Raw genomic sequence first — 19,641 nt, forward strand, 5'->3', positions numbered from 1 at the left:
GGCGCAGGCTGGCGGCGCGCACCGCGGATGCGCGACACTCGTCTCAGGCGGCTCGTTACGGGGGGAGAACCAATGAAGAGTCGGCATGCGATCGGTGCAGCCGCGCTGCTGGCCTTCGGCAGCGCCTGGGCGATTCCCGAAGGCCCGGAATATCCGTCCGCCGAGTGGCTGCAGCGCGAGGCGCGGAACTACGCCCGCACCACCGAGGGGCCGGCCGAGCAGGCGCTGAATCCCGCGTTTTTGCTGCGGCTCGAACTGCAAAGCCTCGCCAACTTCACCGAGTGGAGCCAGCGCGCCCTCGATGATCCGAGCTGGCTGCTCTTGCCCTCCGGCAATACGCTGGTGACGCCGCTGTGCTCCACCTGGGCCGAGCAATGCGCCGGCGACCCCTTCCGCTATCCGGGTGTCGACGGCCCCAATGGCACGCCGTTCTACGAAATCGAGGCCGAGGTCGTCCCGGTGGTGATCTACGACCGCGGCTGCGCGCGCCTGTCCGGCCGCGTCTGGGCACCACGCGATGCGCGCAGCAACCTGCCCGCGGTGATCATCGAAAACGGTTCGATCCAGGCGCCGGAGACGCTGTACTGGTGGGCGGCGCAGGCGCTGGTGCGCGCCGGCTATGGGGTGATGACCTTCGACCCGCGCGGCCAGGGCCGCTCGGACCAACAGACGCCCGCCGGCGAGCAAGGCAGCAATGCCAACTCGGCGGTGTTCTGGGAAGGCCTGGTCGATGTGATCGACTTTTTCCGATCGAGCAGCGTACGACCCTACCCGCACAACCTCGCCTGCGCCGGCACCTATCCGACCGAGGTCACCGCGTTCAATCCGCATGGCCATCGCATCGATCCGGATCGCCTCGGGCTGGCCGGGCATTCGCTGGGCGCGACCGGCGTCAGCGTCGTACAGAGCTATGGCGCAGACGGCGCCGAGCCGTGGCCGGGCCTCCTCGATCGCGACAACCCGGTCGACGTCATCGTCGCCTGGGACAGCCTGGCGACGCCGCGCGCGGCCAGCGGCAGCGTGCCCGCGATCGTGCCGCGCGTCCCGGCGATGGGACAGACCAGCGAGTACGGCATCGGTGGGGTCGCCCTGTCGGCTCCTCCGGACCCCGAATCGCACAAGCGCGCCTACGCGGCGTGGCGCGACGCCGGTGTGCCGGTGTTCCAGCTCACGATCCAGGGCAGCACGCATTTCGAGTGGTCGCTGATCCCGACCTTCCCGTCCACCTCGTGGTGTGCCGACACCAGCAACGACGCCTGCGAAGGCGGCTGGGGCCAGCCGCTCGCCGAGCACTACACCGTCGCCTGGTTCGACCGCTGGCTCAAACGACCGGGCGAGCCCGGTTACGCGGATGCCGATGCGCGCCTGCTCGCCGATGCCGACTGGGTCGAGCGCTACAGCTTCTACTGGCGTTCGGCCCGCGCCTTCGCCGATCGCAGCGGCCGCGCGCGACACTGCGAGGACATCCGCGCCGGCTGCGACGATGCTGGCGCGACCGGCGTCGACGGCGGCGCGGCGATCGCGCCGGCGCTGCTGCTCTTTCTGCTCGCGGTCGCGCGGCTCCGGCGCTCTGCTCGCGGGCAAGACGCGCGCGCCGTGGACGCTCAAGCGACCTGCAGCGCATAGGCATCGACCCTGTCGCCAAAGCCCTTGAGCTGCGGCAGGCGGCGCGGCGTGGATCCGTAGCGCGCGCCGATGGCCGCGCGGATCGCAGCATCCACCAGCACCTCGCCATCCGCGGCCTGTTCACACAGGCGCGCCGCGAGATTCACCGCCGCGCCGACCGCCACATATTCCAAACGTCCGCTGCCGCGGATCGCGCCGACGGTGACCTCGCCGCTGGCGACGCCGGCGCCGATCCCCAAGCCCGCGCCCTGCTCGGCGAGCAGCGCACGCACCCGCGCCACCAGTTCCAGGGCGCAACGCGCGGCACGCTCGGCATGGTCGGCGTGCGCCATCGGCGCACCGACGAGGATCACCACGCCGTCGCCGGCGTGATCCTTGATCGTGGCGCCGTGGCGATGCGCGACGTCCCCGACGGCCCTGTAATAGCGCTCCAACAAACCGACCACGGCCGCGGAGTCGTGGTCGCGCGCGTACGCCGAAAAGCCGCGCAGATCGCAGACGACCACGCTAATCTCGCGCCGTTCCCGCCGCAGCACTTCGTCGATTCCGCGCAGCTTGACCAAGCGGGCGACCGCGGGCGACAGGAAGCGGTCCAAGTCCTGCGCACGCTGCGCCTGCACGATCAGATAGCGCACCGTGCCGGCGAGAAAGATCATCAAACCGATGACCAGCACCAGCGGAACCCAGGCCCTGCCGACGACCAGACCGGCCAGCAGAAACGGCGCCGCGAACACGAAGGCGCGTAGCCGGATCGACTCTGCGGGATCGGTGCGGGCGACGAGCAGCACGATCAAGGCGATGCCCGCCAGCAGCGCCGCGCCGCCCAGCACCGGCGCGAAGATCGCCCACTCGTAGCCGCGCAGCGCGATCAAGCCGTCGCGGTCGGTGGTTGCCGCCTCCGGCGCGATCAGCAGGTAACCGAGCCGCATCGCGCCGAACAGCACCGCGAGGCCCTGGGCGACGCGAAACAGTACGCTGGCGATGCGCCCGGGGCGCGCAGCCGCGGTCAGGCCGACGCGACGCGCCCATTCGATGCCGGCGACGATGGCGACGGTTTCGCCGACGCCGCTCGCGCCGGCGAGCCAGGCGCGCCCGTGCCGCTCGAACGGCACCAGCAGCAGCGTCATCCCGATCACGGTCAGACACAGCGCCAGCGCGCGGCTGGTGGGACTGCGCCGGTCGCTCCAGAAGAACAGCAGCCCCGCCACCAGCGTGATCACGCCAAGGAGCACGAACTGCTGGAGCGTGGACGACATCGCCGGATCATAACCCGCGCCCCCGCGCGCCGGGGTTCGGCCGTGTGGTCACGCCGCCCCGGAGCGCGACGCGATCAAGGCCGAGCGCGCGCGGTCTATGCGGCGCGCGCTGCAGCACCGAGCGGCACGACCGTTACCGCGACGCCGTTGAGCGCCGCATTGCCGGACAGTGCGTCGAGGTAATGCTCGTCGGTGAGGTCGTTGACGCTCTGGCCCGGCTGCTGCCGTGCGATGCGCTGCTGCACCCCGGCCCGCGCATGCCCCCAGCCGTGCGGCAGCGAGACGACCCCGCGCATGATGTCCTCGGTCGCCTGCACCTCGACCTCCACGCTACCGACGCGTGAGACGACCCGCACCCGGTCACCGTCCTCGATGCCGCGCGCGGTGAGATCCTGCGGATGCATGAACAACTGGTGGCGCGGCTTGCCCTTGACCAGCCGCTGCGCGTTGTGCATCCACGAATTGTTGCTGCGCACGTGGCGGCGGCCGATCAGCCACAGCTCGCCCTCGCGCGGCCGCGCCGCCTGCTGTTCGGCAAGCAGCCGGTCGTAGCGGGCCAGCTCCTGCACGATCGCCTCGTTGATGGCGGCGATGCGCCGGTCCTTGGTGAACAGGCGTTCCGGCAGACTCGGCCGCAGCGGTCCCAGATCGACGCCGTGCGGCGCCGTCTTGAGCGTGTTCAAGCTCAGCCCGTGCGCGCCGTTCTTGCCGTACGGCCCGCGGCGCAGGGCGATATCGAGCAGCCGATGCGGCGGCATCCGCAGCATCACCTCGTCCTTGAGCCGCGCGCCGAGCCGCTGCAGCAGCGGCTTGCGCGCGTCCGGCCGCAGGCGCGCCCGCAGCCGCCGGCCTAGACGCACGAAGATTTCCCAGTCGTGCAGCGAGCCCGCCGGCTTCGGGAATACCGCGGCGTTGTAGCGCGCGGTGTTCCGCACCGCGAAGTGGTGGAAGATGATGTCGTAGTGATCGTGCTCCAGCGCACCGGTCGGCGGCAGGATGTAATCGGCAAAGCGCGTGGTCTCGTTGCGGTAGTAGTCGATGCTGACCATGAAGTCGAGCGATGAGAGCGCCCGTTCGAGCTGGCGGCCATTGGGCGTGGACAGCACCGGATTGCCGGCGATCGTCACCAGCGCCCGCACCTGGCCTTCGCCCGGCGTCAGGATTTCCTCGGCGAGCGCCGCGACCGGCAGCTCGCCGCCGAACTCGGGCAGACCGCGCACGCGCGACCTCCACGCGCCGAAATGCCCGGGCTTGGAACCGGCGCCGCGGATCAGGTCCATCGCCGGCAGCGGGAACATCATGCCGCCCTCGCGATCGAGATTGCCGGTGACGATGTTCAGCACCGCCAGCGCCCACTGGCACAGCGTGCCGTGCGCCTGCGTCGACACACCCATGCGACCGTAGGCCGCCGCCGCCCCGCTGGCGGCGAACTCGCGGGCGATACGGCGGATCGTCTCGGCGTCGATGCCGCAGACCTGGGCCGCGCGCTCGGGCGTGAACGGCCGCACCGCCTCGGCAACGGCGTCGAGCCCGTCGGTGAAGTCGGCGAGCCGGCCCGGCTGCGCGAGGTTCTCGCCGAAGATCGTGTGCAGCAGCGCCAGCAGCAGTGCGGCATCGGTGCCGGGGCGGATGAAGTGATGCTCGTCGGCGACCGCCGCGGTTTCGGTGCGGCGCGGGTCGATCAGCACCAGCTTGCCGCCCCGCGCCTGCATGGCTTTCAGTCGCTCGCGAAAATCCGGCACCGTCCACAGGCTGCCGTTGGACGCCATCGGATTGGCGCCGAGCATGAGGATGAACCGGCTGCGGTCGATGTCCGGCACCGAGACCAGCAACTGATGTCCGTACAGCCAGTAGGCGACGAGCTGGTGCGGCAGTTGGTCGACCGAGGTCGCTGAAAAGCGGCTGCGCGTCTTGAGCACGCCGAGGAAGGCGCTGCTGTGCGTCAGATTGCCCCAGTTGTGCACGCTCGGATTGCCCAGATACGCGGCGATGCTGTTGGCACCATGCGTCTTGTGGATCGCGGCCAGCCGGTCGGCGACTTCGTCGAGCGCCTCATCCCAGCCGATCTCGACCCACTGCTCGCCGACCCGCTTCTGCGGCTTGCGCAGCCGGTCGGGATCCTCGTGCAGGTCCTGCAGCGCGACCGCCTTGGGGCAGATGTGGCCGCGTGACAAGGGATCGGCCGTATCGCCCTTGATCGAGACGATGCGGCCATCGCGGACCTTGATTTCGAGACCGCAGATGGCCTCGCACAGATTGCAGGCGCGGTAGTGAATCTGCTCGCTCATTCGCTGGCTCCGATGCTCGCCCGATCATACCCCCGTCGCGGCATGCAATCCGATTACCATTGAAGTCATCGCCGCCCATGGAAAGCCGCCATGTCCCATGTCCTGATCGTCAACGCCCACATCATCAACGAGGAGCACGAGACCGCCGCCGACGTGCTCGTACGCGACGGGCGCATCGCCCGCATCGCGCCGCAGATCAGTGCCCCTGCGGGCGTCCCGGTGTTCGATGCCAAGGGCCAGTGGCTGCTGCCGGGCGTGATCGACGACCAGGTGCATTTCCGCGAACCGGGGCTCACGCACAAGGGCGATCTGTACACCGAGTCGCGCGCGGCGGTCGTCGGCGGCACCACCAGTTTCTTCGACATGCCCAACAACAAGCCGGCGATCACCACACGCGCGCTGCTCGCCGAGAAGTACGCCATGGCCCAGGGCCGCTGCTTCGGTAACTACGCGTTCTACTTCGGCGCCGCCAACGACAACCTCGAAGAAGTCGCCGCCTTGGAGCGCGACGAGGCCTGCGCGATCAAGGTGTTCATGGGCGCGAGCACCGGCAACATGCTGGTGGACGACCCCAAGACGCTCGAAGGCATCTTTGCGCGCGCACCGCTGCTGGTGGTGACGCACTGCGAGGACACGCCGACGATACTTGCCAACGAGGCCAAGGCGCGCGAAAAGTACGGCGAGGACGTGCCGGCCGCCGAGCATCCGCGCATCCGCTCCGAGGCAGCCTGCTACAAGTCCACGGAACTGGCGACGAGCCTGGCGAAGAAATACAACGCCGACCTGCACGTGCTGCACCTGACCACGGCCAAAGAACTGGCCTTGTTCACCGCAGGGCCGATGAAGAACAAGAAGATCACCGTCGAGGCTTGCGTGCATCACCTGTACATGGACGAGCGCGACTACGAACGGCTCGGTCATCTCATCAAGTGCAACCCGGCGATCAAGACGCCGCAGGACCGTCAGGCGCTGGTGCGTGCGGTGATGCAGGACCGCATCGACATCATCGCCACCGATCACGCCCCACACACGGCCGAGGAAAAGGCCAACCGCTATTTCAAGGCGCCGTCGGGCCTGCCGCTGGTGCAGCACTCGCTGCTGATGCTGATCCACCTGGTCAAACTCGGCGAGATGAACCTGCGCACCGTCGTGCGCAAGACCAGCCACGCGGTTGCCGACCGCTTCGGCATTCCCGACCGCGGCTACATCCGCGAGGGCTACTGGGCCGACCTGGTCATCGTCGATCCGAATGCTTCTACCACGGTGCGCAAGTCCGACGTGCTCTACCGCTGCGGCTGGTCGCCGGTCGAGGGCTGCACCTTCCCCGCCGCGATCCGCGCGACCTTCGTCAACGGCGAGCTCGCCGCCGAGAACGGCCGCGTCGTCGGTGGCCCCAAGGGTCGGCGCATCCGCTTCGTCTGAGAGACTCCGCGCTTTGCGCGCGCCTGGACCGGCGTCACAGGGTGCGCGCAAGGCGGGCCTGCGAAAGCTCGCATCGCCTCCACCAACGCGGGGCACGGACCGGACCCGTGACGGCAGCAAAAGCGCGCCGCCATGGCGTCGCGCTGCGGCGCAGTGTCGACGGCGATCCGCAAAAAAATCCCCCGCGGCGGCGGGGGACGCGATGCGGTGGTATCAGGCGTTGCTGATGGCGATACGCCGCGCGCCCGACGCGACATCGGCGCGCCGCGGCACCTTGATGCGGACCACACCGCCGCGCACGTTGGCCTCGATGCGATCGGCATCGGCGTCGGCCGGCAGGTTCAGCTCGCGCTGGAACGCGCCGTAGCTGCGCTCGATACGGTGATAGCGCTCACCGTCCTCGCGCTTCTCCTGGCGCTTTTCACCGCGGATGATCAACACGCCGTCCTGGACCGACAACTCCAGATCGTCCTGCTCGACGCCCGGCACCTCGACGCTGATCTCATACGCATTCTTCGTCTCGGTGATGTCCAGACGCGGCTGCAGCATCGCGCCATCCCCGGCACGCGGCCAATCGTCCGTGAACAGACTGGGCAGACCGAACCCACGGAAGAAATCGTCGAAGACGCGGTCGATCTCATCGTGCACGCGCCACAGCGGCGAGACGTCCTTGCTCCCGCGTCGGACCGGCAGCGCTCGGCCGTCCTGCTCTTTACGCAGCCAGTTCCAGGGCGCCCATTTACTCAAGCTCGTGCTCATCGAACACCTCCTGAAAACAAGCGGTTGACGATGCCGCATCAATGCGGCCGACAAACCGTGTTTTCAAGCGCGGTCGATGCGTGGCGCACCGGCGCTCCCGGCTCAGCTCCAGTGGTAGTTGAAGCTGATGCTGACGCGTTCCTCGTCCACCGGATTGGCCGGCACCTCGTGGCGCAGCCAGCTCTCGAACAGGATCAACTCGCCGGCGCGCGCGCGGTACTCGATGTGCGCGCGCAGATCGACGCGGCCGCGGGCGCGCCGCGCCGGCGCGGCCATCATCTTGGTCAGCCGCGGGTCCTCGAACTTCAGCCCGGGACCGCCGCGCGGCACGTGCACGTAGTAGGTGCCGCTGATGACCGCATGCGGATGCACGTGGAAACCGTGACTGCAGCCGCGCGGCATGATGTTGAGCCAGCAGTCGGTCATCGTCAGGCGTCCGCCGCGCAGATCCCAGTTCAGTTCACGCGCGTAGGCGGCGACGTGCGGGTCGATGCGTTGACGCAGCGCATCGAAGGTGGAGGAGAAGCGCTGCAGTCGGTCGAGCGAGCCATAGCTGGTATAGCCCAGCGGGTAGCTGCGCGCCGACCACGCACGACCGGCCGCGTCGAAATCGCGGATGCGCCGACACTCGTCGAGCAGCTCGGCATTAAACGCCCGCAGGCCGCGAGCCTGCAGGCGTTCGTTGTAGATGAGCGTCGGAAACCAGCCGCGGACGGCGGTCACACCGCGAGCTGCACCGGAATCGTGTTGGCGGTGCGCTCGACGCGATTGTGCGCGTCGAGGTAGACCAGTCGCGGCTTGAACGTGCGCGCCGAGGCCTGATCCATGGTCGCGTACGCGCAGATGATCACGCGATCGCCGACGCGCGCCTTGTGCGCGGCCGCGCCGTTCACCGAGATGATCCCGGAGCCGGGCTCGGCCTTGATCGCGTAGGTGGTGAAGCGTTCACCATTGGTGACGTTGTAGATGTCGATTTGCTCGAACTCGAGAATCCCGGCCAGTTCCAGCAGTTTGGCGTCGATGGCGCAGGAGCCATCGTAGTCAAGTTCGGCGTGGGTCACGCAGGCGCGGTGCAGCTTGCACTTGAGCATATGCAGTTGCATGGCGATGCCTCTTTGGAAGCTTGGGATCGTCGGTGGCCCACTAAGACATACACACGACGGTCCGGGGTCTGGCTAAGGCGGGCGGCCCACTAAGACATACGCCCGTTACGCGCGATCCTGATCAGTGAACTGCATCACGCGGAGGCTGGAGTCTAGCGGCAATCCCGCAGTGCTTCAAATGCCTGTCACATGCACCTGCAGATTGTCGATCAGACGGGTCGTGCCGAGCTTGGCCGCGACCAGCACGACGTAGTGCGTCGTGGCCGCGTCCGCGGCCCCCAGATCGGCCCTGCGGATGGCGAGATACTGCACGTCGAATCCTTTTGACGTCAGCATCTTGCACTGTTCTTCCGAGATCGCGTCGAAGTCGCGGCGGCCATTCATCAAGGCGCTGGCGACGGCCTGCAGCGCGGCGTACAAGGCCGGCGCACGAGCGCGCTCCTCGGCACTCAGGTACTGATTGCGCGAGGACAAGGCCAGGCCGTCGGCATCGCGCTCGGTCGGCACGCCGATGATCTCGATCGGCAGATGCAGATCGGCGACCATCTGCCGGATCACCGCGAGCTGCTGGTAATCCTTCTCGCCGAACAGCGCCACGTCCGGCTGCACCAGGTTGAACAGGATGCTGACCACGGTGGCGACGCCATCGAAATGCCCGGGGCGATGCGCGCCGTCGAGATCCTCGGAGATGCCGGGCACGTGGACGCGGGTCAGACCCTCGCGTCCGCGCGGATACATCTCCGCCACCGAGGGCGCGAACAGCAGGTCGACACCGGCCGCCGCCAGCGCCGCCTGGTCGGCCGCGAGCGTGCGCGGATAACGCTCGTAGTCCTCGTTGGGACCGAACTGCAGCGGGTTGACGAAGACGCTGGCGACGACGCGGCTTGCGCGGAAACGCGCCTGCTCCATCAGCCGCAGGTGTCCGCGGTGCAGGTTGCCCATCGTCGGGACCAGCGCGATGCGTTCGCCGGCGCGGCGCCAGGCGGCGAGCTGCGCGCGCAGCTCGGCGACCGTCTGTAGCGTGATCACCCGCGAGGCTTCCGCTGCCTCGCCGCGCCGGCCGCCGCGCGGCGACGAGCGGCAGGCTTTTCCGTTACCGACAGCGGCAGGTCGAAACGATGTTCGGGCGCCGGATAGGCACCGGACTTCACCTCGGCGACGTAGGCGCGGATCGCGGACTCGATGTCGGATGCACCGCGCATGTAGTTCTTGACGAAGCGCGGGGTGCGCCCCAGCGTCACCATCGGCGAGATGTTGAGGATGTCGTGCAGCACCAGGATCTGTCCGTCGACGCGATGTCCGGCGCCGATGCCGATCACCGGCACCGCCGACTCGGCGGCGATGCGCGCGCCCAGTTCGGTCGGGATGCATTCCAGCAGCAACAGATCGGCGCCGGCCTCGACGAGCACGCGCGCATCGTGCAGCATCGCCTCGGCCGCGGCTTCGTCGCGGCCCTGCACGCGGAAAGCCCCCATCTTGTGCACGAACTGCGGCCGCAGACCCAGATGCGCGCACACGGGTACGCCGCGCACCGACAGGTATTCGACGATGCTGGCCTGCTCGCGCCCGCCTTCGAGCTTGACCATCTTGGCGCCCCCTTCCTGCATCACGCGCTGCGAGGCATCGAGCGCGCGCTCCAGCGTCGCGTACGACAGAAACGGCAGATCGGCGACCAGAAACGCGCGCGCCAGGTGCGGCGCGACACAGCGGCTGTGATAGACGATGTGATCGAGCGTGACCGGCGTCGTGGTGCGCCCGCCGTGCAGCACCATCCCCAGCGAATCGCCGATCAGCACCAGATCGACGCCGGCGCGATCCTCGATCAGCGCAAAGCTCGCGTCGTAGCAGGTCAGACAGGCGATCTTCTCACCGCGTGTGCGCATTTCGCGCAGTTCGGCGATACTCATGGGCTTGGTGGCGTCCATCTCGAGCCTCCGGCAGTCGAGGGCGCGCGACTATAGCAAACGCCCAGAACCCCTCGGCTCAGGCGCGCCAGGGCACGAGGCCCTGGACCCCGACCCGCGCGATCGCCGCGTCCAGCGGACCGACGCCGGGGATGTGCAGACCGGGCGCGATCTCGGCGAGCGGCACGAGCACGAAGTTGCGCCGGGCGATGCCCGGGTGCGGCAGCGTCAGCGTCGCCGTGGCGCAGTGTAGGCCCTCGACGTGCAGAAGATCGAGGTCGATCAACCGCGGCCCCCAGCGCACGCTGCGCACACGGCCCATACCGCGCTCGATGGCCAGCAGCGCATCCATCAGCGCCTCGGCCTCCAAAGCGGTGTCGATGGCGCAGACGGCGTTGCAATAGTCGGGCTGCTCGGCTGGCCCCATCGGCGCACTGCGGTAGAACGTGGAGACCGCCAGCATCCGCCCCAGCGCACCGATCCCCTGCAAGGCCGTGCGCAACTGCGCCGGCGGATCGCCGAGATTCGCGCCCAGACCGATATAGGCCCGTGTCATTGCGTCGGTGTCGGTGCCGGCGCCCCGCGTTTCCGGCGACGACCGCCGCGACGTCGACGCCTACGCCGCGCCGGCACCGGCACGGACGTCTCGGCGTGATCCTCGGGATCGACCGGCGCCGGCGGCAGCTCGCCGGTTTGAGCCTTCGTCCACCAATCCGCGAGCGCCTGCGGCAGCTCGCCGCAAGCCGCGCGCAACAGCAGAAAATCGTAGGCGGCGCGAAAACGCGGGTGCGCCAGCAGGCGCTTCGCGCGACCGCCGCGGGTCTGTTCGAGCCGGGGCTGCAACGCCCAGATCTCGCGCATCGGCAGGCTGAAGCGCTTGGGGATCATGATCGTCGACAGCGTGCGCGCAAGAACGGCCTCGGACGCCTGCGCGATGGCGACGTTCGGATGCTCTCCCTCGTCCCGAATCAGGCGCTGGTACTCGGCGACGACGCCCGGCCACAGCAACGCGGCATACAAAAATGCCGGACTCACGGTCTGCTCGTTGACGATGCGCTCCGCCGTGTTGGCCATGGCTCGACGCAGGAACACGCCCAGGCACGGATCGTCCATGGCCGCCTCGGTGAACGGCAGGATCGGCTTGAGCAGGCCGAAGCGGTGCAGACCTTCGAGATTGGCCAGCGCCTCGCGCGACTGCAGCACCTTGATCACTTCGTCGAACAGGCGCGCCGGCGGAATCTCACGCAACAGACCGGCCAGCTTGGGGATCGGCGCCGCGGTGTTCTTCTCGATCGTGAAGCCGAGCTTGTTGGCGATGCGTACCGCACGCAGCATGCGCACCGGATCTTCGCGATAGCGCAGCTCCGGATCGCCGATCAGGCGGACCAGGCGCGCCTGCATGTCTTCGAGCCCGCCGACGAAATCGACGATGGCGTAGTCACGGATGTCGTAGTACAGCGCGTTTACGGTGAAGTCGCGGCGGAAGGCATCGGATTCGAGCGTGCCGTACTCGTTGTCGGCCAGGATGCGCCCGGTTTCATCACGCTCGTGCTCGTCGGTGAGGGCGCCGCGGAAGGTCGTCACCTCGACCACTTCCGCGCCCCAGCGCACGTGACAGATCACGAAGCGCCGCCCGATCAGTTGACACGATCGGAAAATGCGCTTGACGTCCTCGGGGTGGGCATCGGTGGCAACGTCGAAGTCCTTGGGCGTCTGGCCGGCGAGCAGGTCGCGCACGCCGCCGCCGACGACATAGGCCTGATACCCGGCATCCTTGAGTCCGTACAGCGTCCGCAAGGTGCCCTGCGTGAACTGACTGCGGGAAATCGGATGCTCGGATCGGGGGACGCGGCGGGCTTCGATGCGTTTGGGCCTGATTTTGCGGGGTAACAGCGTCTTGAGCCAATTCATGAGGGGCGCATATTGACCGGGCGCCTCGTCCTAATCAACTGAGCCTGGCGGCTCGTGTCATGGTCGTCGTCGCGTCGAATCTCACGCGGCGATCCGAACATCGGTGCGCCTGACCGTCACGCGCTATCGCGCTCGGGGTTGATCGTCACCGTGTGTCGCGGCGATCCGGCACGCGCAGCCACTCGATGACGATCGGGCGCGAGTCGGTGCCGATCTGCGTGCGCACGCGCAGCAGAGTGCGTGAGCGCGGCTCGATCCAATACAGCCGGCGGAACTGGCCGCGCTGCCCGGTGACCTGCACGCGTTCGCTGACCTCGAGCGCCGGGCCGGCGTAGGCGTAACCCTGATACGCCACTTCCTGCACCTGCTCGGCCAGCGCGCGCTGCTCGATCCAGTGCTCGCTCTCCGAGGTCTTGAGCCAGATCACCGAGGGATCATGGGGCTGGATCTCGTCGGTCTCGCCCTGCAGATACGACCAGACCGCACCATCGCGCACCGGCTCCGATGCCTCGATGTCGATGATCATGCCGTCGCTGTAGCGGATGTGCGGTCCCTGCAACGCCAGCTTGACGCCGCCGCCGCCGATCCACAGATCCTGCCCGCCCGCGAGCTTCTGCTCGGCGAGCAGAAACACCGCCTCCTCGGTGCCCGCATAGCGGACGTAGAGCTGCGCGTAGGGCATGTCATGCAGCCGTCGGAGATAGGTGCGAATCTCAGGCGACATGTCGTCGGCCAAGGTGTCCCGCGCCGCCTCGACGATGCCGCCGATCCCGAGCGTGTTGCAGCCGGTGAGTGGCGCCGCGACCAGTAACACACCAAGGGCCACGACGAAACGCGCGCCCGGCAATCGCCTAGCGTTCATACACCGCTCCGGCGTGATGGCTGCCGTACACCGAGTACAGCGGACGCCCGTCATCCACCTTGGCACCGCCATCGCGCGTGAGGAAGCGCCAGTTGATGGCCAAGCCAGGACTCTTCTGCCCCTTGCTGGCGATCGACAACGGCAAAAAGACGTAGAAGCCCTTGTCGAACGAGCCTTCGCCGAACTCCGCCGAGGACACGTTGGTCTTGGTCGCGAACACGCCAAAACGTGCGCCGTTGCGAAACTCGCGCGAAAGATCCAGCGTGGCGCCCACGTCCTTGGCGAGATAGCGTCCGGCACTGGCGTGGACGACGATACCCGCAAGCGGTGTCCGGTAGTACAGATTGAGATGACCGGTCGCCACCGTGTAGTCGAGAAAATCGAAGCGCTGCTCATAGCCGCGCTTGCGCACGTAATTGGCATTCACCGACACCGCCCAGCGGCTCGCGTAAGGCCGGTACAGCACCTCGGACCCAACCCCGCCGTACATGTCCTCGAAGATGCCGGCCGACACCCGCCCGTACCACTGCGACGCGATCGGGAACAACCAGTTGGCTTCCAGCTCGGCGAGATAGACGTCACCGCTGCCGGACTGATACAGCTCCAGATCGCCGCGCACCGGCGGCAGCGTGCCGCTGCGAATCGGCTCGTTCAGGCGGTCCAGATCGTTGACGACGCTCACGCCCAGCACCGTGGTCAGGCTAAGACTTCGCGTCGCCTGGAACGTGAAGTAGGGCGCCAGCAACAACTGGCCGAGAAAGAACGCCGTCGGGCCACCAATATTGGTACGGACTGTCGGCTGCACACCCCAGGCATAGGTGGGGTAGCGCAACAGATCGGGATAGCGGGCCCGGTCGATCTGGCGCGCCTCCCCCGGGGCGAAGGCGCTCTGAACCACCAGCTCTTCGACCGTCGCCTGCCCTCGCCCTTCGGCCTCGATCAGCCAGCGCGGCGCGCTGATCCTCGATGCCTCGGCACCGCCCGCCATCGTCACGATCGTGATCGATCGCACGCGCTGCGGCAGATAGTTGGCGGCGTGGCGGCCCACCGCCTGCAACTGGTGCACCGGGCTGTCGCTACCCCAGCCCGACACCCAGACGGTGAAGTTCTCGCCGTCCGGTGCCAGATCCATCGCGTGGACCGGGTAGCCGGCGTAGCGCAGCACGTCGTAGAGCTGCTCCAGGCGCTGCTCGTCATCGGCCGGCAGGCGGCGTTGGTAGGCGGGATGCACCGCCTCGTCGAGCACCGGTAGGTAGGGCTTGCCCGGCGGCCGCTCGTTGACGCGGCTGCGCGGATGCAAGGCAAGCTCGAACGAAAACGTGTCGCCGCGCAGATAGGACGCACCGAGCGAGGCGTAGTCGGCCAGCGCGTAGCCGATGCCGACATTAACGCGCGATGGAGACGACACGGGCCTGATCGCCGGCTCATCGCTGTAGTCGTTGCCCTCCAACTCGGCCATGAAGGTCCAGTCGGGCAGAAACGAAGGTCGCCAGATCAGGCTGCCGAACAAGGCTACGTCTTCGCCGCGGAACCAGGTCTCGTAGCCGATCGTGCCACCGCGATCGACACCGCCCACGAACCCGCGCGGTCGCTCCAAGAACCGATCGCTGACCGCCCGCAGGGGATTACGTAGATCCCCGGCCGATCCCAAGCGTCCCCAGCCCAGCCCGAGCGAAGCGTAGACATCGAAGAAGCGCTGGGACGCGACGACATACTCACTGGCGAACAAACCCGTGCCGCCCAGGTCGACGATGCCCACGCTGAGGGCGGGCATGAAACCGCCTCCCGGATAGAACCGCAGCGCAAGGTCGAAGGCCTTGTCCTTGTAGGTCTGCCCGGTTCGCGACGAACGGTAGGGCCGATCCGTGATCTCGGTGTAACGCGCGTTGAAGTTGAGCCACTCGAACGGCTGGCCGCTCAAAAACAGGGTGTTGTACGGCAGCGTTCGCGACAGCCCGAATCCGAGAGAGCCTTCGGGCGCCATGAACGCGGTTGGCGTCTGCAGCGCGCCGGGATAGCCGATCTGGCTCATCCAGTCGCCGTTGGGCGTGGTTGCACCAAGCTGCAGCGTGCAGGCCGCTGCGGCGGCCGCGACCACGCGCGCGAGGTGACGGAGCATCGGCGGATGCTTATCGCCGCATGGCCACCGGCGGGCACGCCGGGTCCGCGACACCGAACAGCAACAGCGAGCCGGGCGGAATCGCCGTCGGCTGATAGTTCCAGAAGCGCAGCTTGAGCACCTGCACCTCACCGTTGGGCAGCACGAGCAGATCCTCGGCGAACCATCCGCGCCGCGACCCGCCCGCGGCTTGGTAGTAATTCTCGGCGAGCGCTCCGGGCTCGTACAGCACCGGCCCTTGCCGCGCCACCCGCCCCCCCACATGGATGTAGGCGGGTCGCGGCGGAATGATCAGGACATCGCCCGCCACGAGCCGCACACCACCGAGTGTGCCCGTCTGCAGATCCGGCGCCGACAGGCGGATGGGCACGCGAACCCGACCACCGTCGTAGACGGCCTGCGCGAGTTCCCTCGACTTTACGGATGAGACGGCGGTGTGCAGGATCTGCAAGGCCTGCTGTTCCGCAGCGCCCACACAGGCTCGATCCCGCGGCGCCGCAGCGCCGATCGCACTGCGCGCTTCGCGCAACAACACCGCGCCCAGCAAGTAGGCATCCGGAGCCAAGCCGCCCGCTGCGCGCAGCGCCTCGGCAAGGTCCAGCTCTGTGGTCCGGAGCAGGACGCTGCCCGGGGTGTTCACGGCGCCGTGGATCTCCACGATGCCACCGCTGGGCGGCTGCGGCACGTAGACGTTGGCCGCAGACCCCGCGGCGCCGAGCCCGCCAATCAAGGTCACCAGCGCGAAGATGCCGCGTTTCCAAACCATGATCGACGTTTCCGTGTCCGACCGAGGAGCCAACCGGATTTGCACATTACGAAGCGCCGTCACACCCGCGGCGTGCACCGTGCGGGGCAATGACTGGCCTTGAAGTGGCGCCGGACCGACTGCTCTAACGGATCGGGCTGGCAGCCGCCAGCCCGATCCTCAGTGATGGCGCCGTCTGTAGGCGCTGGCGCTCAGGTGCCGGTGCCCGTTCCGGTTCCCGTTCCGGTGGGAGGCATGGTGGGCGTCGCCGTCGGGGTTGGCGTCGCCGTCGGCGTCGGCGTCGGCGTCGGGGTCGGCGGCGGAGTGGGCGGCGGCGTCGCCGTCGGGGTCGGCGTCGCCGTCGGGGTAGCCGTTGGCGTGGCTGTCGGGGTCGGCGTCGCCGTCGGGGTAGCCGTTGGCGTGGCTGTCGGGGTCGGCGTCGCCGTCGGGGTAGCCGTTGGCGTGGCTGTCGGGGTCGGCGTCGCCGTCGGGGTAGCCGTTGGCGTAGCTGTCGGGGTCGGCGTCGCCGTCGGTGCGGGCGCCGGCGCATCATCATCGACGATGCTCTCGCCGATGAAAGTCAGGCCCAGCGCCAGGGCCACCATGCCGGTGATCTGCAGCGGCGTCGCGCCAGCGAAGGCCCCGATGGGCACGCCATTGGCGGCGAGCAGCGCGGCGCCGGATTCCGTCACCAGGTAGTTACCGTTGGCGAGCCGCTCCATGAGCCCCTGCCGCACGGCCTCATCCACCGTCAGGTTCATGCGCTGCGCGACCTGCGTCGCCTCGGGCGGCGTCAACTCTCGCTCGGCGCGGACGACGCCTTGTGCGACGACATCCGCGGAATACAACGATGCTGCGAGCGGGCCGCCAACCAACACACTCGCCGCCGCCGCGATGATCAACTTCCGATTCATGTTCTTCCCCACTGAAAGCCTTGATTAAAAGTTGTGGCGTGCGGACCTCGACGCCCGCGATCACGCTTCTGGATTGTGGCACGAATCGGCGCGGAGCGTAACCCATGCGTCCGACCATGCCGTGACCTCAGTCACGCCCCGCCGCCCTGGGCATGTCCGCATCCGATGTCGCAAGATCCGTCGGTGCCCCGACACCACCCAGCACCAGCCCGACCAGAAACCGGGCGGTTTCGGCGCCAAGGCGGCGCGCGACGAAGGCCTGATCCACCCCGACGTTGATCAGCACGGTTCGGATGCTGGCCTCCTGCTGCGCAGGGTCCGCCATACCGTAGTGATGGGCGGAGTGGCCGGCGAGCGGGCCGACGGCCGGCGATGCGGCCAGCGTGGGCAAAGGCTGCGCCCATGCGCCCCCCCAGCCGGCCGCCACCGCCAGCGCGACGGCCAGCCGCCTAATGGGAAACGGAGGCATAACTCTTGTACTTGGCGGTATAAGCATAGCGATAGGCTGCATACCCGCTCCCCGGGCGCCCGACTTGGTTGAAGATCGTGCCGCTGACCTTCACTCCGGCATTCTGCAAGCGAGTCGCCGTCTCCTGGATCACCGGCAGCGGGTGCTCGCCCGCTTTCAACACCAGGAGTGTGCTACCCGCCAACTTGCCGACGATGGCCGCGTCCGTCACCGCGAGGATCGGGGGAGTGTCGATGATCACATAGTCGAAGTTCTGCGACAAAGTCTTGATCAGCTCGCTGAAGCGGTCAGTGAGCAGCAGCTCCGCGGGATTGGGCGGAATCAGCCCGGTCGGCACGAACGATAATCCCTCGACGATGGTTCGGCGCAGCACGTCCTTGAGCGCGGCCTGTCCGGCGCAGTAATCCGAAAGGCCGGGCGCGCGCTGGCAGTTCACGAACTCGTTCAGATGCCCGCGTCGCATATCGGCGTCGACGACCACGGCGCGCTTGCCGGACGCCGCCAGCACCGCGCCGAGATTGATCGAGACGAACGACTTGCCCAGTCCCGGCGCCGGACCGGTCAGCATCAGCACGTTGTTGGCCGAGTCCATCATCGCGAAATGCAGCGAGGTGCGCAGGCTGCGCAAGGCTTCCACGGCAATGTCCTGCGGATCGATATGGGCCAGCAACTGCCCCTCCTGCCGCCCCCTGCGCCTGATCAGACGACGCTGCTCTGGTGAGAACGGCACGGTGGCGTAGGTGGGGATGCCGAGGGTGCGCTCGACCTCCGACGGGTCACCGACCGCGGGCTTGAGTGCGCGACGGACGAAAATCACGGCCATGCCCGCGAACAGCCCCAAGACCAATGACAGTGCCAGAATCAGCGGAATGTTGGGCCTGGCGGGCTCGGTCGGGTGCACCGCGTAATCGACGATGCGCACATTGCCGATCGTGCCCGCCTGCACCACCTGCAACTCCTGATAATTGTTCAGCAGATTGGTGTAGAGCGTGGTGTTGACCTCGACGTCGCGGGCCAGTCGCAACAATTCCTGTTGCGTCTGGGGCAAGCCCTTGACCCGATCGGCGATCATCTGCTGCTCGTCGCGCACCGCTTGCAGCTGGCGATCGATGGCGACGATGGTCGGATGATTCGGGGTGAAGCGTTGCAGCGCCTCGGTGCGCTTCTGCTCCAGGCCCAGCCGCACGGTTTCAAGCTCGACGCTCTGCTGCAGGATCAGCTCGGTTTCCTTGGTCAGATCCGCCGAACCCTCGCGCAGGCGATAGCTATTGAACAACGCCTCCGCCCCTTCCAGTTTTTGGCGAATCTCCGGCAACTGTGCTTCGAGAAACGCCAGTGTCTGCGCGGCCTCCGCCGACTTGCGCTCGATGTTCTGGCGCTGGTAGGCGATGACCAAGCGGTTGACGACCTCGCGCGCCAGAACCGGATCGACGGACGAGTACTCCACCCTCAGAATGCCGCTATCTTTGCCCTTCTCCGAAACGCGCAGCGCCTCCTGGATACCGGTGATCGCGCGGGTCCGATCCTCGCGCATCAGCGTGAAGGTCGTGCCCGGCGCCGCGATCAGGTCCTGCACGAAGATCGTGACCGTTCGTCCTTCGAGCGACCCTTCCGCCCGCTCACCGACGCGCCCCCGCAGGATCTCCTCGTCGTCGTAACGCAGCACGTAGCCATCCGCCGTCGCTTCGAGCTCGAACCGTTGGCCGATCAAAGAACTGGGCACATCGAAGGCCGAAACGCGTATGAACTCCCCGCCCCAGGCGTACCGCCGCAGACCGAGGAAGGCGGGGGCCACCTTTGCGCCGGACTCGGCCTGGAAGCCGCGCGACATCGCGCGCCCGATGATCGGAAAATAATTCGGCTGCGCAACGATGGTCAGCCGCAGACTGTCTGCCACCGCACCGACGAGCATGCGGCTCTTGAGCAGCTCCACTTCCGCGGTGACGGCTGACGGCGTCCCCATCATCTCCGCCATCTCACCAAGCGCGGCCGTGAAGCCAGTCTCCTTTTTCTCGACCTGCACCAAGGCATCGGCTTCGTAGATGCGCGTCGCCGCCCAGGCGTAGAACGCACCGAGCAGCACGATCGCCAGTGTGACCGCGGCGAGGATCCACCGCCCGCCGGAAATGGCCGCAAGCAGATCACGCAGATCAATCTCGTCATCGGCGACAGACATCGCCGGCACAGCAGGCTGCGCGCCGGGCGCAATCGCGTTCATAGCAGACTCTTCGATACCAAAACCATTTGTGACCTCAGCCGCGCT

The 19,641-nt window shown here is 67.7% G+C and carries 17 protein-coding genes; 2 read left to right on the forward strand and 15 right to left on the reverse strand.

Features of this window, described 5'->3' with window-relative positions:
- Positions 1-72 precede the first annotated feature (72 nt).
- The gene (locus tag ABSH63_RS00430; protein WP_352886387.1) at positions 73-1,626 is read left to right on the forward strand and encodes a hypothetical protein; all 1,554 of its coding nucleotides are present in this window, start codon (positions 73-75) and stop codon (positions 1,624-1,626) included.
- Here ABSH63_RS00430 and ABSH63_RS00435 read toward each other — a convergent pair.
- Positions 1,605-2,882 carry an adenylate/guanylate cyclase domain-containing protein gene (locus tag ABSH63_RS00435; protein WP_352886388.1) on the reverse strand — a complete coding sequence of 426 codons (1,278 nt, stop codon included), beginning with the start codon at positions 2,880-2,882 and terminating at the stop codon, positions 1,605-1,607. The two genes, ABSH63_RS00430 and ABSH63_RS00435, sit on opposite strands and share 22 nt — an antisense overlap.
- Before the next feature lie 95 nt (positions 2,883-2,977).
- Positions 2,978-5,170 carry a molybdopterin-dependent oxidoreductase gene (locus tag ABSH63_RS00440; protein WP_352886389.1) on the reverse strand — a complete coding sequence of 731 codons (2,193 nt, stop codon included), beginning with the start codon at positions 5,168-5,170 and terminating at the stop codon, positions 2,978-2,980.
- A 90-nt stretch (positions 5,171-5,260) separates the two neighbouring features.
- Between ABSH63_RS00440 and ABSH63_RS00445 the strand changes: the two genes are divergently transcribed.
- The gene (locus tag ABSH63_RS00445) at positions 5,261-6,592 is read left to right on the forward strand and encodes a dihydroorotase (RefSeq protein ID WP_352886390.1); all 1,332 of its coding nucleotides are present in this window, start codon (positions 5,261-5,263) and stop codon (positions 6,590-6,592) included.
- A gap of 213 nt (positions 6,593-6,805) precedes the next feature.
- Here the strand turns inward: ABSH63_RS00445 and ABSH63_RS00450 are convergent, their stop codons facing one another.
- The 13 genes from ABSH63_RS00450 to ABSH63_RS00510 all read right to left on the reverse strand — a co-directional run bounded on the left by ABSH63_RS00450 (position 6,806) and on the right by ABSH63_RS00510 (position 19,596).
- Complete coding sequence (locus tag ABSH63_RS00450) at positions 6,806-7,351, reverse strand: Hsp20/alpha crystallin family protein (protein ID WP_352886392.1); 546 nt, start codon at positions 7,349-7,351, stop codon at positions 6,806-6,808.
- Positions 7,352-7,453: 102 nt separating this feature from the next.
- Positions 7,454-8,074, reverse strand: coding sequence for a TIGR02466 family protein (locus ABSH63_RS00455; protein ID WP_352886394.1), 621 nt, complete (start codon positions 8,072-8,074; stop codon positions 7,454-7,456).
- Positions 8,071-8,454: an aspartate 1-decarboxylase gene (gene panD, locus ABSH63_RS00460; protein ID WP_352886396.1), complete on the reverse strand. Its 384-nt coding sequence runs from the start codon at positions 8,452-8,454 to the stop codon at positions 8,071-8,073. Before panD ends, ABSH63_RS00455 begins: the two co-directional genes overlap by 4 nt.
- A 174-nt stretch (positions 8,455-8,628) precedes the next feature.
- Positions 8,629-9,483, reverse strand: coding sequence for a pantoate--beta-alanine ligase (panC, locus tag ABSH63_RS00465; protein WP_352886398.1), 855 nt, complete (start codon positions 9,481-9,483; stop codon positions 8,629-8,631).
- Complete coding sequence (gene panB, locus ABSH63_RS00470; RefSeq protein WP_352886400.1) at positions 9,480-10,379, reverse strand: 3-methyl-2-oxobutanoate hydroxymethyltransferase; 900 nt, start codon at positions 10,377-10,379, stop codon at positions 9,480-9,482. Before panB ends, panC begins: the two co-directional genes overlap by 4 nt.
- 58 nt (positions 10,380-10,437) lie before the next feature.
- A complete protein-coding gene (gene folK / locus ABSH63_RS00475) occupies positions 10,438-10,914 on the reverse strand; it encodes a 2-amino-4-hydroxy-6-hydroxymethyldihydropteridine diphosphokinase (RefSeq protein WP_352886402.1) in 477 nt (158 codons plus the stop codon).
- A complete protein-coding gene (gene pcnB / locus ABSH63_RS00480) occupies positions 10,911-12,269 on the reverse strand; it encodes a polynucleotide adenylyltransferase PcnB (RefSeq protein ID WP_352886404.1) in 1,359 nt (452 codons plus the stop codon). Before pcnB ends, folK begins: the two co-directional genes overlap by 4 nt.
- A gap of 145 nt (positions 12,270-12,414) precedes the next feature.
- Positions 12,415-13,131 carry a hypothetical protein gene (locus ABSH63_RS00485; protein ID WP_352886405.1) on the reverse strand — a complete coding sequence of 239 codons (717 nt, stop codon included), beginning with the start codon at positions 13,129-13,131 and terminating at the stop codon, positions 12,415-12,417.
- Positions 13,121-15,250 (reverse strand): YjbH domain-containing protein, encoded by a 2,130-nt coding sequence (locus tag ABSH63_RS00490; RefSeq protein ID WP_352886407.1) that lies wholly within the window; start codon positions 15,248-15,250, stop codon positions 13,121-13,123. Before ABSH63_RS00490 ends, ABSH63_RS00485 begins: the two co-directional genes overlap by 11 nt.
- Before the next feature lie 10 nt (positions 15,251-15,260).
- Complete coding sequence (locus ABSH63_RS00495; protein WP_352886408.1) at positions 15,261-16,106, reverse strand: SLBB domain-containing protein; 846 nt, start codon at positions 16,104-16,106, stop codon at positions 15,261-15,263.
- A 101-nt stretch (positions 16,107-16,207) separates the two neighbouring features.
- Positions 16,208-16,921 carry a hypothetical protein gene (locus ABSH63_RS00500; RefSeq protein WP_352886410.1) on the reverse strand — a complete coding sequence of 238 codons (714 nt, stop codon included), beginning with the start codon at positions 16,919-16,921 and terminating at the stop codon, positions 16,208-16,210.
- A gap of 115 nt (positions 16,922-17,036) precedes the next feature.
- Entirely contained in the window at positions 17,037-17,378 is a 342-nt protein-coding gene (locus ABSH63_RS00505; protein WP_352886411.1) for a hypothetical protein, read from the reverse strand.
- Positions 17,359-19,596: a polysaccharide biosynthesis tyrosine autokinase gene (locus tag ABSH63_RS00510; RefSeq protein ID WP_352886412.1), complete on the reverse strand. Its 2,238-nt coding sequence runs from the start codon at positions 19,594-19,596 to the stop codon at positions 17,359-17,361. The genes ABSH63_RS00505 and ABSH63_RS00510 overlap by 20 nt, the downstream gene beginning before the upstream one ends.
- Positions 19,597-19,641: the final 45 nt, after the last annotated feature.

The organism is Sinimarinibacterium thermocellulolyticum, from assembly GCF_040327995.1.
GTDB classification, from domain to species: domain Bacteria; phylum Pseudomonadota; class Gammaproteobacteria; order Nevskiales; family Nevskiaceae; genus Solimonas; species Solimonas thermocellulolyticum.

Excerpts from the sequence above, each read along its gene's own strand:
- panD (WP_352886396.1), bottom strand. The coding sequence starts at position 8,454 with ATGCAACTGCATATGCTCAAGTGCAAGCTGCACCGCGCCTGCGTGACC.
- ABSH63_RS00485 (WP_352886405.1), bottom strand. The coding sequence starts at position 13,131 with ATGAACGCTAGGCGATTGCCGGGCGCGCGTTTCGTCGTGGCCCTTGGT.
- ABSH63_RS00510 (WP_352886412.1), bottom strand. The coding sequence starts at position 19,596 with ATGAACGCGATTGCGCCCGGCGCGCAGCCTGCTGTGCCGGCGATGTCT.
- folK (WP_352886402.1), bottom strand. The coding sequence starts at position 10,914 with ATGACACGGGCCTATATCGGTCTGGGCGCGAATCTCGGCGATCCGCCG.
- ABSH63_RS00490 (WP_352886407.1), bottom strand. The coding sequence starts at position 15,250 with ATGCTCCGTCACCTCGCGCGCGTGGTCGCGGCCGCCGCAGCGGCCTGC.
- pcnB (WP_352886404.1), bottom strand. The coding sequence starts at position 12,269 with ATGAATTGGCTCAAGACGCTGTTACCCCGCAAAATCAGGCCCAAACGC.
- ABSH63_RS00450 (WP_352886392.1), bottom strand. The coding sequence starts at position 7,351 with ATGAGCACGAGCTTGAGTAAATGGGCGCCCTGGAACTGGCTGCGTAAA.
- ABSH63_RS00445 (WP_352886390.1), top strand. The coding sequence starts at position 5,261 with ATGTCCCATGTCCTGATCGTCAACGCCCACATCATCAACGAGGAGCAC.
- ABSH63_RS00430 (WP_352886387.1), top strand. The coding sequence starts at position 73 with ATGAAGAGTCGGCATGCGATCGGTGCAGCCGCGCTGCTGGCCTTCGGC.
- ABSH63_RS00435 (WP_352886388.1), bottom strand. The coding sequence starts at position 2,882 with ATGTCGTCCACGCTCCAGCAGTTCGTGCTCCTTGGCGTGATCACGCTG.
- ABSH63_RS00505 (WP_352886411.1), bottom strand. The coding sequence starts at position 17,378 with ATGCCTCCGTTTCCCATTAGGCGGCTGGCCGTCGCGCTGGCGGTGGCG.
- ABSH63_RS00440 (WP_352886389.1), bottom strand. The coding sequence starts at position 5,170 with ATGAGCGAGCAGATTCACTACCGCGCCTGCAATCTGTGCGAGGCCATC.
- panB (WP_352886400.1), bottom strand. The coding sequence starts at position 10,379 with ATGGACGCCACCAAGCCCATGAGTATCGCCGAACTGCGCGAAATGCGC.